The organism is Serratia sp. LACPHL-BACT-2024-00286 (assembly GCF_043109535.1).
In the GTDB taxonomy this organism is placed as follows: Bacteria; Pseudomonadota; Gammaproteobacteria; order Enterobacterales; family Enterobacteriaceae; genus Serratia; species Serratia sarumanii.
Map to the genome: position 1 here is coordinate 1 of NZ_JBICNA010000004.1, position 12,240 is coordinate 12,240.

The window sequence follows — 12,240 nt, forward strand, 5'->3', positions numbered from 1 at the left end:
GTTAGGCGCTTTCGCTTGCTAACTCGAGGTGGCGTATATTACGCTTTCCTCTTTCAGAGTCAACCCTAATTTTCAGGATTTTTTCTCTTTCTTCCCGGCCGCTGTGTGAAGTGAATCACTTGCGCCGTGTCGATGGAGGCGCATTATAGGGAGCCGGTTCAGAATGACAAGCGATAATATGCATTTTTTATCTGACCGCTCACTATTCATTCGTAACGCCTATTAAACCCGCTTTTTGATGGCTTCAGGCAGGTCCGCCAGGCTATTTAGCACCCAATCGGCCAGCTTTTCGCCCTGCTCCGTCACCGGCTTGCCGGTACGCACCAGCACCTTGGTGCCGACGCCGGCCGCGATCGCCGCCTGCATATCTTCCGGTTTATCGCCCACCATATAAGAAGCGGCCATATCGATGTTCAATTCCTGCTGCGCTTGCAGCAGCATGCCCGGCTGCGGTTTACGGCAGTCACACACCTGACGATACTCTTCTACTACCGCCTCCGGATGGTGCGGGCAGAAATAGATGCCGTCGAAGTCGACGTCGCGATCGGCCAGCGACCAGTCCATCCACTCGGTCAGGTACATAAATTGGTCTTCGCTGAACTTGCCGCGCGCAATGCCGGACTGGTTGGTCACCATCACCAACGCGAAGCCCATCTTTTTGAGTTCGCGACAGGCGTCAATCACGCCGTCAATAAAGTGGAAGTTGTCGATTTCATGGACATAGCCATGGTCAACGTTAATCGTACCGTCACGATCGAGAAAAATTGCTGGAACGCTTTGTGTCACCGCTTTGCTCCTGAGGGCCTGTATACGCTGACAGTATCGCATGTTTTACCCCACGCTGAGAACGCCGGAGAACGTCGCAGGTCGTTGACTTGGACGTCTAGACGCCTTAACATCTGATCCATACCTTGGTTCCACGCCGAGGTTTACTTTTATCTAGCCACGGGCAACCACGCTAAAATAAGAAGAATATGATTAAACTTTCTAACATCACTAAAGTGTTCCAGCAGGGTTCGCGCACCATTACCGCGCTCTCTGACGTGACCCTTCACGTCCCTGCCGGGCAAATCTATGGCGTCATCGGTTCCTCCGGCGCCGGTAAAAGCACGCTGATTCGCTGCGCCAACATGCTGGAGCGCCCAACGTCCGGCCAGGTGCTGGTCGATGGTCAGGATCTGACCTCGCTGTCGGAAAGCGAACTGACGCGCGCCCGTCGCCAAATCGGCATGATCTTCCAGCACTTCAACCTGCTCTCTTCCCGCACGGTGTTCGGCAACGTGGCGCTGCCGCTGGAGCTGGACAATACGCCGCGCGCCGAGATCAAAAAGCGCGTGACCGAACTGCTGGAGCTGGTCGGCCTGGCGGACAAGCACGACGCCTACCCGGCCAATCTGTCCGGCGGCCAGAAACAGCGCGTGGCGATCGCCCGCGCGCTGGCCAGCAATCCTAAAGTGCTGCTGTGCGATGAAGCCACCAGCGCGTTGGATCCGGCCACCACCCGTTCCATCCTGGAACTGCTGAAAGACATCAACCGCCGGCTGGGCCTGACCATTCTGCTGATCACCCATGAAATGGACGTGGTGAAACGCATCTGCGACCAGGTCGCGGTCATCAGCCAGGGGCAACTGATCGAAAAAGACAGCGTCAGCGAAGTGTTCTCGCACCCGAAAACCCCGCTGGCCCAGCAGTTCATTCAGTCCACATTACATCTGGATATCCCGGACGACTACGCCGCGCGCCTGTCGCCGGAGCGTCAGGGCGACCGCCAACCGCTGCTGCGCCTGGAGTTCACCGGCCAGTCGGTCGATGCGCCGCTGCTGTCTGAAGCCGCTCGCCGCTTCAACGTGAACAACAACATTATCAGCGCCCAGATGGATTATGCCGGCGGCGTGAAATTCGGCGTGATGCTGGCGGAGCTGCACGGCAGCGACGAAGACGCGCTGGCGACTATTAAGTTCCTGCAGGAAAATCAGGTAAAAGTAGAGGTTCTGGGTTATGTCTGAGGCAATGATGTGGTTGATGGCGCGTGGCGTGTGGGAAACCGTCATGATGACCTTTGTCTCCGGCTTCTTCGGTTTCGTGCTCGGCCTGCCGGTAGGTGTGCTGTTGTATGTCACCCGCCCGGGGCAGATCATCGCCAACAACTCGCTGTATAAAATCCTGTCCGGGCTGGTGAACATCTTCCGTTCTATCCCGTTCATTATCCTGCTGGTTTGGATGATTCCGTTTACCCGCATGATCGTCGGCACCTCTATCGGTCTGCAGGCGGCCATCGTGCCGTTGACCGTGGGCGCCGCGCCGTTCATCGCGCGCATGGTGGAAAACGCCCTGCTGGAGATCCCGTCCGGTCTGGTGGAAGCGGCGCGCGCCATGGGCGCCACGCCGATGCAGATCATCAAGAAAGTGTTGCTGCCGGAAGCCCTGCCGGGCCTGGTCAACGCCGCGACCATCACGCTGATCACCCTGGTGGGCTACTCCGCCATGGGCGGCGCGGTCGGCGCCGGCGGTCTGGGCCAAATCGGTTACCAATACGGTTATATCGGTTATAACGCCACAGTGATGAATACCGTATTAGTATTACTGGTAGTTTTGGTTTATCTGATCCAATTCTGCGGCGATCGCATCGTCAAAGCCGTTACCCATAAATAGTTTCACAGCATGTTAATGCGAGTCTAATGAGGAAGGGATATGTCGTTAAAATTTAAATCCATCGCGGCAATTGGCGCACTGATCGGCTCTCTGGCTCTGGCGGGCTGCGGCCAGGATGAAAAGAATCCGAACCACATCAAGGTCGGCGTGATCGTCGGCGCTGAGCAGCAAGTGGCCGAAGTGGCTCAGAAAGTGGCGAAAGAGAAATACGGTCTGGACGTTGAGCTGGTCACTTTCAACGACTACGTGCTGCCTAACGAAGCGTTGAGCAAAGGCGATATCGATCTGAACGCCTTCCAGCACAAGCCATATCTGGATCAGCAGATCAAAGATCGCGGCTACAAGCTGGTGCCGGTCGGCAACACCTTTGTTTACCCGATCGCCGGTTACTCCAAGAAAATCAAATCGCTGGACGAGCTGAAAGAGGGTTCTCAGATCGCACTGCCTAACGATCCGACCAACCTGGGCCGTTCGCTGCTGCTGCTGCAGAAAGTCGGCCTGATCAAACTGAAAGACGGCGTTGGCCTGCTGCCGACCGTGTTGGACGTGACCGAGAACCCGAAAAACCTGAAGCTGGTTGAGCTGGAAGCGCCTCAGCTGCCGCGTTCTCTGGACGATCAGCAGATCGCGCTGGCGGTGATCAACACCACCTACGCCAGCCAGATCGGTCTGACGCCGGCGAAAGACGGCCTGTTCGTGGAAGATAAAGACTCGCCTTACGTCAACCTGCTGGTTGCGCGCGAAGATAACAAAGATGCGGAAAACGTGAAAAAATTCGTGCAGGCCTATCAGTCTGACGAAGTGGACGCCGCCGCCAACAAAATCTTCAACGGCGGTGCGGTGAAAGGCTGGTAAGCGCTTATTCGCCAATTTTATTCCTATAATTGCAAGACGGGCCAAGGCCCGTCTTGTTATTTCCGCCATAGATTGCTTCAATAGCGCCACTTTCATTAAGGCAGAGGAATCTCAATGCGTGTTTTACCTCTCTGTTTGTTAGCGCTCGCGCTGGCCGGATGTTCATCGCAACGTATCGCGCCGTCCTCAACAAACAGCACCAGCAAGCCGACCACCACCGCCCCGGCCAAGACCACGCCGGCCGCCCGCCCCGCTCCGGTAAAACTGTACAAAAGTGCAGAAGAGCTCGTGGGCAAGCCATTCCGCGATCTGGGTGAAGTGTCCGGCGAATCGTGCCAAACCACCGTACAAGACTCCCCACCGAATCTGGCTACCGCCCGTAAACGCATGCAGATCCGCGCGTCTTACATGAAGGCCAACGCCGTGCTGCTGCACGACTGCCAGATTGTCAGCGGCGTCGCCGGTTGTTACCAGCAGGCCGTCTGCCAGGGCTCGGCGCTTAACGTCTCGTCCAAATGACCGAATTCGTTTTCGAGCAGATCGGCGTGATCCGCTCGCCATATAAAGAAAAATTCGCCGTTCCCCGCCAGCCGGGGCTGGTCGAAGACGGTGGCGGCGAACTGCTGCTGCTGCCACCTTACAACCAGGCGGAGGCGGTACGCGGCCTCAGCGATTTCAGCCATCTGTGGGTGATGTTCATTTTCCATCAAACCCTGGAAGGCGGCTGGCGGCCGACGGTGCGCCCGCCGCGTTTAGGCGGCAATGCCCGCATGGGCGTATTCGCCACCCGCTCCACCTTCCGCCCCAACCCGCTCGGCATGTCCCTGATCGAACTGAAAGGCGTGCGGGTGAAAAACGGCGAAGTGGTGCTGGAGCTGGGCAGCCTCGATCTGGTCGACGGCACCCCGGTGGTGGACATCAAGCCTTATCTGCCGTTCGCCGAGAGCCAACCGCAGGCCCGCGCCGGTTTTGCCCAGGCCGCGCCCGCCGGCGATATGCCGGTGCATTTCGCGCCTCAGGCCGAGCAGCAGCTGCAGCAACATCAGGCGCGTTATCCGCAATTAAGGCGTTTTATCAGCCAGGTGCTGGCGCAAGATCCCCGTCCCGCCTATCGTAAAGGAGAGGACGTCGAACGGGATTACGCCGTCTGGCTGCTGGATTTCAACGTGCGCTGGCGCGTCGTGGACGGTCATACCGAAGTGTTGGCGCTCGACCCGCGTTAAAATTCCGCCGCCTCTCTTTTGGCGACCCGCTCGCGCTGGTAAACTAAACCACTTTTGTCACTTTTGGCCGCCACTCTGGCAGCCCGATGCAATTTGCAGTTCTAACGGAACCAAAACACCATGCGTACTAGCCAATATCTGCTCTCCACATTGAAGGAGACACCTGCCGACGCCGAAGTGATCAGCCACCAGCTGATGCTGCGCGCCGGGATGATCCGCAAGCTGGCCTCCGGTCTTTACACCTGGCTGCCGACCGGCCTGCGCGTTCTGAAAAAGGTTGAAAACATCGTTCGCGAAGAAATGAACAATGCTAACGCGATCGAAGTGTCCATGCCGGTGGTTCAGCCTGCCGATCTGTGGCAGGAAAGCGGCCGTTGGGAGCAATACGGCCCCGAGCTGCTGCGCTTCGTCGACCGCGGCGATCGTCCGTTCGTGCTGGGCCCGACGCATGAAGAAGTGATCACCGATCTGATCCGCAACGAGATCAGCTCGTACAAACAGCTGCCGCTGAACTTCTTCCAGATCCAGACCAAGTTCCGTGATGAAGTGCGCCCGCGTTTCGGCGTAATGCGTTCCCGTGAGTTCCTGATGAAGGATGCCTACTCCTTCCATACCTCGCAGGAGTCTCTGCAAGAGACTTACGACGCGATGTACGAAGCGTACAGCAAAATCTTCAGCCGCATGGGTCTGGATTTCCGCCCGGTGCAGGCCGATACCGGCTCGATCGGCGGCAGCGCCTCGCACGAATTCCAGGTGCTGGCAGACAGCGGTGAAGACGATATCGTGTTCTCCACCGGTTCCGACTTCGCCGCCAACATCGAGCTGGCGGAAGCGGTCGCGCCGGCGGCGCCTCGCGCCGCGGCCGGCGAAGAATTGCGTCTGGTGGATACGCCGAACGCCAAAACCATCGTTGAGCTGGTCGATCAGTTCCAGCTGCCGGTGGAAAAAACCGTGAAGACGCTGATGGTGCGCGCCACCGAAGAGAGCGGCCACAAGCTGGTTGCCCTGTTGGTGCGCGGCGATCACGAGCTGAACGAAGTCAAGGCCGAGAAGCTGGCGCAGGTTGCCACGCCGCTGACCTTCGCCACTGAAGAAGAAATTCGCGCCATCGTCGGCGCCGGCCCGGGTTCACTCGGCCCGGTCAACCTGCCGATGCCGGTGGTAGCCGACCGCAGCGTGGCGGCGATGAGCGACTTTGGCGCCGGCGCCAACGTCGACGGCAAACACTACTTCGGCATCAACTGGGAGCGCGATCTGCCGCTGCCACAGGTGGCCGATATCCGTAACGTGGTGGACGGCGACGCCAGCCCGGACGGTCAGGGCACGCTGCTGATCAAACGCGGCATCGAAGTGGGCCATATCTTCCAGCTCGGCACCAAGTACTCGGAAGCGATGAAAGCGACCGTGCAGGGCGAAGACGGCCGCAACCAGGTGCTGACCATGGGTTGCTACGGCATCGGGGTCACGCGCGTCGTGGCCGCCGCCATCGAGCAGAATCACGACGAACGCGGCATCATCTGGCCGGACGCCATCGCGCCGTTCCAGGTCGCTATCCTGCCGATGAACATGCACAAGTCGTTCCGCGTGCAGGCGCTGGCCGAAGAGCTGTACAACACCCTGCGCTCCCACGGCATCGACGTGATCCTCGATGACCGCAAAGAGCGCCCGGGCGTGATGTTCGCGGATATGGAGCTGATCGGCGTGCCGCACTCTATCGTTATCGGCGACCGCAATCTCGACAACGAAGAGATCGAGTACAAGAACCGCCGCGTCGGCGAGAAGCAAATGATCAAAACCGGCGAAATCGTTGATTTCCTGCTGGGCCAGATCAAACGCTAAGCGACGAATGCCAGAAAGTAAAAAACCCGCCTAGGCGGGTTTTTTTATATCCGAAATCGCTTATTTGCTGCTGCAGTTCTTGCTGCGGTCAAACACGATTTTGCCGTCCGGCACCAGCGCCTTCTCGGTCAGACCTTCCTCCATCGACGGCTGCACGCTGAAGTGCGCGCTGAACGTCAGGAATACCGGCTCGCCGGCGGTCTTGTATGCTTTGGCGTAACCTTGCTCCAGCGCGATGTTGTTGTCCACCGGGAAGGTTTTGCCGGTAGCGCAGTCCTTGAAGACCGCCGCGTCCGCCATATAGGTGTAGCTGCCTTTCAGCGTCATCGGCGTTTTAGGCAACGGCTTCTCAACCGGATCCAGACGGTAATTCAGCTTGGACTCGATCGGCACGCCGCTGCGATCCAGCATTTCCAGGCTCTTGCCCACCGGGCGGAAATAGCGTTTCTCGCCGTTGCTGTCGGTCAGCACCAGCTTATCCGCGGTGCGCGCCCATTTGCCGTAGTCGGCAAAGGTCTGATCGCCGTCTTTGGTGCCGCGATAGGTTTCCTGCAGCACGAAGGTGCCGTCCTCATCCAGGAACAGCGCCGTCTCCAGACCGCCGCAATCGGCGCAAGGCAACCCCCCTTGATAGCTCTGCGGCATTGGCTGCAGCGGTTGTTCCTTCGGCTGATAATGATTGTTGCATCCCAACAACGAGAGTGCGCCTGCCGCGAGGAACAGGGCTACCGTAATTTTTTTCACAGTTATTCTCCTACTGTGTTCATGTATTCCTAAGTGCGAACCTTGCCACGCAGCGCCTTGGTGGCGCCTTTACGCGCCTTGCCTTCCAGGCGACGCAGTTTGGCCCCTTTTGTGGGCTTGGTCGCCTTGCGCGTTTTTTCCACCACCATCGCCTGCCGAATCAGCGCGGCCAGCCTGGCCAACGCCGCTTCGCGATTCAATTCCTGACTGCGATACTCTTGCGCCTTGATAATCACCACGCCATCGGCGGTAATGAGATGATGATTCAGCGCCAGCAGCCTTTCCTTATAATACTCTGGCAGGCTGGATGCCCGGATGTCAAAGCGCAAATGGATCGCCGTTGAGGTTTTGTTCACGTGCTGGCCGCCCGCGCCCTGCGCGCGGATCGCCGTCAATTCCAGCTCATTATCCGGTATGGCGACGTTTCTTGACAGTTCCAGCACCGGTTACACCTGTGCCTGCTGCCACTCGGCAAACTGGATTTCCAGACTATTCTGAGCATCGGACAGCCAAATAGTTCCCTCCTGCAACGTCGCCTGCAGCGTCATGGTGCGGCTGGCCAGCGCAGTCAGGCGCGCCAGCTGTTCGTCGTCGAGGAAACGCACGCTCAGGTTCTTGTAGCCGGCCACCTTGCCCTGCATTCCCTGCCACCACACGTGCGCGGCGCGCTCGCCGTAGGCGTACAGCACCACGCGCGGCGACTGGTTGCAGGCCTTGCGGATACGTTTTTCGTCGGGCAACCCCATCTCGATCCACATTTCCAGCCCATTGTGGTCGTTGCGCTGCCAGATCTCCGGCTCGTCGTCGGCGCTCAGCCCTTTGGTGAACACCAGCCGCTCGTCGGCATGGCAGATCCAGGCCAACAGGCGCAGCATCATGCGCTGCTCGTTTTCGGACGGGTGTTGCGCCAGCGTCAATGCGGCGTCGTGGTAGAAGTGACGATCCATATCAGCGATATTGACCGCGGCTTTATAAATGGTTGCTTTCAGCGCCATGGGTGACCTCGTTATTATCCGGCGACAGTGTACTTGATCAGGGCCGAACGCCGCCAGCGCGGCCCGGCCGCGGCAGTGCGAAAGGCGTGCCGGGGTGCTGATAACTCCATAACAGCTGTGCTATAGTCGTCTGGGATAGGATAAAACTCCAAGAGCCTGCGCCTCATCGCGATAGTAGTCTTGATGATGCAGAGGTTCTTAAGGGAGGAAACTGTGCAACAATACTGTGAGTTAGTACGCCGTACTTACGCCGAGATTGGCAGTGGAGATCTTGGCTACGTGCCCGATGCGCTGGCTTGTGCGTTAAAGGCATTGGACGATGTCGCAGCGAACGATGCGCTACCGTCCTCCGTTAGGGAACAGGCGGCCTTTGCCGCCGCTAACTTATTGGTGAGCGACTATGTTGATGAATGATGAGTACCAACCCATCAATTGCGATGACTACGACAACCTGGAACTCGCCTGTCAGCATAAACTTATTCTGAAGCTGGAGTTACGCGACGGAGAAGTGATCGAGGCCAAGGCGATCGACCTGCTGCAAAAGAAACGCGTTGAGTATCTGACCATCGAACAGAATGGCCAACAGCGCGACCTGCGTCTGGACCATATCAGCAGTTTCAGTCATCCGGAAATCGGTACCGTGGTCGTCAGTCTGTCGGACTGAGCAGCGGTAACCCCATCCCAACAGGGCAGCCCAACGGCTGCCCTCGTCATTTACGGCTTCAGGCTGGCGTAAAAGGCCGCCAGATCGGCGATATCGTCATCCGACAGCCCCGACACGTAGGCCTTCATCACCTCGGCCTGGCCGCCGTTGCGCTCCCCTTTCTTGTACGCCTGCAGCGCGTGCTGCAGGTACATGGCATTCTGCCCGGCCAGATTCGGGTACATCGGCACCGTCACCTTGCCCTGCGCGCCGTGGCACGCAGCACAGGCGGCGGCTTTCGCCTGGCCGGCCGCCGCATCCCCCGCCGCCAACGCCGGCAGGCTGAACAGGCCGGCGGCCAACAGCGTGATCCCCACAAACTTCATTATTGCTCCTCGCGATTATGATTTTTTTCCCAGCGCAGCCGCCACGGACGTTCGCCTTCCGGCACCTGCCCCGCCTCACAGACGAATACGCCCAGCGCGGCGATCAGCTGCTCATCATAATAAATCAACGGGATGCGTTCACGCTGCCAGGGCGGGATCCCCAGCTCCTGCCACAATTTTTTTATCGGCCGCGAATGGGCGCGCCCCACGATGCGCACCGCGCCCTGCACGCCGCCGAAACGAATGCTGATCCGCTGCGACGGCTGCGGCGCGCGCAGCGCCAGCTCGCCCTCACCCGCGACAAGCCGCCCCAGCCCGTCCGGCAGCGCCAGCGGCTGATCAGGCTGCCAGGGCAGATGCACATCGCGCAGCGCCGCCAGCGGCGGCAACAGGTGCAACCGGCCGCGGAAACGGCGAATCTGATAGGCGCCGAGCTGCAGCTGCGGTTCGGCATCCTCCCGGCTGAGCGCCACCTCCTCCCACAGGCGCTGAAGCTGCTCACGCGCCGGCATGGTGACGTTAAACAACGCGATCCAGCGCCGCAGCAAGGCGAAGCGCCGCACCGGCGAACAGTCCGTCAGGCCGTCGATCGCCAATGAGCGATCCGCCGCCAACAGGCTTTGCAGCGGTTCTGCCAGCAGTTCGTCCAGCAGCTGCTCCTGCTCGGCGCACAGGCCGGCGCTGCGCGCCACCGCCGAGGCGAAGTGCGGCCAGCGCTGGTTGAGCTGCGGCAACACCTGCAACCGCAGGAAATTGCGATCGAAGCGCGTGTCCTGATTGCTGTCGTCATCTATCCAGGTTAAGGCGTGGCGTTGCGCGTAGTTTTCCAACGTCTGGCGTGAGCAACCCAACAGTGGCCGCAACAGCAGGTGCTCGCCCAACGCGGTGCGCGCCGCCATCGCCGACAGCCCCGCCGGCCCGCTGCCGCGCTTGAGCGCCAGCAGGAAGGTTTCGCTTTGATCGTCGAGGTGTTGGGCGGTGAGTAGCGCTTCGCCCTCCGTTAGCGCGGCGCTGAAGGCGGCATAGCGCGCCGCGCGCGCCGCCGCTTCGATGCCGCCCTGGCGGGCGTCCACCTGCACGTGCGTCACCGTCAGCGGGATCTGCCAGTCGGCGCAGCGGCTGCGGCAATGCTCAACCCAGCGGTCGGCGAAGGCGCTCAGGCCGTGATGCACATGCAGCGCGCGCAGTTGCATTCCCGGACGCCGGCGGCGCAACGCCGCCAGCACATGCAGCAGTACGCTGGAATCCAGGCCGCCGCTGAACGCCACCAGCAGCCGCTGCTGCGCGCCCAACTGGTCTGCCACCCGCGTCGTTAATTGATCAGTATTCATCGGTCGGCTTTGTCACTTCTACATAGCTGCACGTTAACCCCGCCTACCGTCATCAATCAAGCATTAACCGTCCGTGCCTGGCGCCGCGTCAGCAGCCACCAACCGCCCAGCACCGCGATCACCGCCAGCGCGCATCCGGCCGCTCCCCAGCCAATCTGGGCGAAAATGCGGCCATACGCCTGCATCGCCGCCCCCTCGACGTGATCCTCGGCGGTCTGGTTGGCGATGATGCCCGCCAGATAGTTGGCGATCGAGCCGGTCGCCAGCATATAGATGCCGGTCAGCACGCCGGTGGCGCCGGGGATATTCAGCCGGGTGATCTGCGCCATCGCCACCGGATCGATAAACAGTTCGGCGAAGCCCATCACCGCCAGGCCGGCGATCATCAGCCCCATCGATCCCGGCCCGTGCAGCCGCGTATTGAGTGCCATCAGCGTAAAGCCGACGCCGATCAACAGCAGACCGAAGGCGAACTTGCACCAGATGCGCAGCGTGCGATCGCCCGTACCGTCGCCGTTCGCCAGCCATGCCAGCGCCACGCCGCCCAGCATCACCGCGCAGGCGTTAACCGACTGGAACAGCGCGGTCGGCACCGTCCAGCCGAACCAGCGCCGATCGACGAAGTGATCGATAAACAGGCTGATGGAGCTGCCGCCCTGCTGGGCGAAAGCCCAGAACAGCGTGCCCAGCAGCATCAGCACAACAATCTGCCATAGCCCCCGGCGCTGGCCGGCGTCCGCACGCAGCATAATGCGTGCCACCAGCGCCACCGCCGCCACGCACACCAGCCCGAGCAAATAGCCGGCCCAGTCGTGCACAAACAGCAGCGTGAAGAACAGCGGCGATGCCAGCAGCGCCGCCAGCAGCCAACCCCAGTGCGGCAAACCCAGGCTTTTGGCGCGCATCAGCGGTGCATTCACGCCGCGGGTATGGCGGAAGTGGCGCCCGCCGAGCAGGAAGATCGCCAGGCCGGCGAACATGCCGATCCCGGCCAACGCAAAGCCGACGTGCCAGCCATAGCGCTCGGCCGCCAACCCACAGGCGATCGGCGCCAAAATGGAACCGACGTTGCCGGCGGCGTACAGCAGCGAGAAGCCCCCTTCGCGGCGCGAGTCGTGCGCCGGATACAGTTCGCCCAGCAGGCAGCTGATATTGGATTTGAACAGGCCGTAGCCGCAGATGATGATGGCCAGCGCCAGATAGAGCGACTGGGCGGAGACCGCGCTCAGGCCGAGTACGATATGCCCCAGCGTCATCAGCGCCGCGCCGGCGATCACCGCGACGCGATTGCCCAGCAGGCGGTCGGCGAGCCAGCCGCCCAAAATAGGAGTGACGTAAACTAACGAAGCGTAAGCGCTGTAGAGATCGATGGCGTGGCTGTCGGTATAGCCGAGTTGGTGGGTCAGATAGAGAATCAGTAACGCACGCATGCCGTAAAAGCTGAAATATTCCCAAATTTGTATGGCTACGACATAGTAGATTGCGCGCGGCTGTGAGGGTGTTTTCATGGAGGTCTCCCATCAGTCGGTGAACGGCAAAGGGGAAGCGCGAGCGCCTCCCCTGTTATTGGCT

At 60.2% G+C, this 12,240-nt stretch carries 15 protein-coding genes; 8 read left to right on the forward strand and 7 right to left on the reverse strand.

Annotated features, from left to right (window positions below):
- Positions 1-222: 222 nt before the first annotated feature.
- Complete coding sequence (gene gmhB / locus ACF8MC_RS12710; RefSeq protein ID WP_033635715.1) at positions 223-786, reverse strand: D-glycero-beta-D-manno-heptose 1,7-bisphosphate 7-phosphatase; 564 nt, start codon at positions 784-786, stop codon at positions 223-225.
- Between the two features lie 188 nt (positions 787-974).
- Here gmhB and metN point away from each other — a divergent pair, with 188 nt between their 5' ends.
- The 6 genes from metN (at position 975) to proS (ending at position 6,569) form a co-directional block, all read left to right on the forward strand.
- Positions 975-2,006, forward strand: a complete 1,032-nt coding sequence (gene metN / locus ACF8MC_RS12715; protein WP_004932012.1) for a methionine ABC transporter ATP-binding protein MetN — start codon at positions 975-977, stop codon at positions 2,004-2,006.
- The gene (locus ACF8MC_RS12720; protein ID WP_004932010.1) at positions 1,999-2,652 is read left to right on the forward strand and encodes a methionine ABC transporter permease MetI; all 654 of its coding nucleotides are present in this window, start codon (positions 1,999-2,001) and stop codon (positions 2,650-2,652) included. Before metN ends, ACF8MC_RS12720 begins: the two co-directional genes overlap by 8 nt.
- Positions 2,653-2,691: 39 nt before the next feature.
- Positions 2,692-3,507 (forward strand): MetQ/NlpA family lipoprotein, encoded by an 816-nt coding sequence (locus tag ACF8MC_RS12725; protein WP_033635716.1) that lies wholly within the window; start codon positions 2,692-2,694, stop codon positions 3,505-3,507.
- 114 nt (positions 3,508-3,621) lie between these two features.
- Positions 3,622-4,026, forward strand: coding sequence for an Rcs stress response system protein RcsF (gene rcsF / locus ACF8MC_RS12730; RefSeq protein ID WP_025304011.1), 405 nt, complete (start codon positions 3,622-3,624; stop codon positions 4,024-4,026).
- Positions 4,023-4,730, forward strand: a complete 708-nt coding sequence (gene tsaA / locus ACF8MC_RS12735; protein ID WP_033655308.1) for a tRNA (N6-threonylcarbamoyladenosine(37)-N6)-methyltransferase TrmO — start codon at positions 4,023-4,025, stop codon at positions 4,728-4,730. Before rcsF ends, tsaA begins: the two co-directional genes overlap by 4 nt.
- 120 nt (positions 4,731-4,850) lie before the next feature.
- Positions 4,851-6,569 carry a proline--tRNA ligase gene (gene proS, locus ACF8MC_RS12740; RefSeq protein WP_033655309.1) on the forward strand — a complete coding sequence of 573 codons (1,719 nt, stop codon included), beginning with the start codon at positions 4,851-4,853 and terminating at the stop codon, positions 6,567-6,569.
- Between the two features lie 60 nt (positions 6,570-6,629).
- Here proS and nlpE read toward each other — a convergent pair whose 3' ends face one another.
- Genes nlpE through ACF8MC_RS12755 form a run of 3 tightly spaced genes read right to left on the reverse strand, consistent with a single transcriptional unit; the run spans position 6,630 to position 8,308 of the window.
- A complete protein-coding gene (nlpE, locus tag ACF8MC_RS12745; protein WP_049213632.1) occupies positions 6,630-7,313 on the reverse strand; it encodes an envelope stress response activation lipoprotein NlpE in 684 nt (227 codons plus the stop codon).
- Between the two features lie 29 nt (positions 7,314-7,342).
- Positions 7,343-7,756, reverse strand: coding sequence for an alternative ribosome rescue aminoacyl-tRNA hydrolase ArfB (gene arfB, locus ACF8MC_RS12750; protein ID WP_028127523.1), 414 nt, complete (start codon positions 7,754-7,756; stop codon positions 7,343-7,345).
- Positions 7,757-7,759: 3 nt separating this feature from the next.
- A complete protein-coding gene (locus tag ACF8MC_RS12755) occupies positions 7,760-8,308 on the reverse strand; it encodes a YaeQ family protein (protein ID WP_033655311.1) in 549 nt (182 codons plus the stop codon).
- Positions 8,309-8,521: 213 nt separating this feature from the next.
- Between ACF8MC_RS12755 and ACF8MC_RS12760 the strand changes: the two genes are divergently transcribed.
- Positions 8,522-8,722 carry a YaeP family protein gene (locus tag ACF8MC_RS12760; RefSeq protein WP_004931993.1) on the forward strand — a complete coding sequence of 67 codons (201 nt, stop codon included), beginning with the start codon at positions 8,522-8,524 and terminating at the stop codon, positions 8,720-8,722.
- Entirely contained in the window at positions 8,709-8,972 is a 264-nt protein-coding gene (rof, locus tag ACF8MC_RS12765; protein WP_004931991.1) for a Rho-binding antiterminator, read from the forward strand. The genes ACF8MC_RS12760 and rof overlap by 14 nt, the downstream gene beginning before the upstream one ends.
- 50 nt (positions 8,973-9,022) lie before the next feature.
- Here the strand turns inward: rof and ACF8MC_RS12770 are convergent, their stop codons facing one another.
- The 3 genes from ACF8MC_RS12770 to dtpD are packed head-to-tail and all read right to left on the reverse strand — an operon-like array spanning position 9,023 to position 12,176.
- Entirely contained in the window at positions 9,023-9,337 is a 315-nt protein-coding gene (locus ACF8MC_RS12770; protein WP_033635721.1) for a c-type cytochrome, read from the reverse strand.
- Positions 9,337-10,668, reverse strand: coding sequence for a tRNA lysidine(34) synthetase TilS (gene tilS / locus ACF8MC_RS12775; RefSeq protein ID WP_049213635.1), 1,332 nt, complete (start codon positions 10,666-10,668; stop codon positions 9,337-9,339). Before tilS ends, ACF8MC_RS12770 begins: the two co-directional genes overlap by 1 nt.
- 56 nt (positions 10,669-10,724) lie before the next feature.
- Positions 10,725-12,176, reverse strand: a complete 1,452-nt coding sequence (dtpD, locus tag ACF8MC_RS12780) for a dipeptide permease DtpD (RefSeq protein WP_049213637.1) — start codon at positions 12,174-12,176, stop codon at positions 10,725-10,727.
- Positions 12,177-12,240 lie beyond the last annotated feature (64 nt).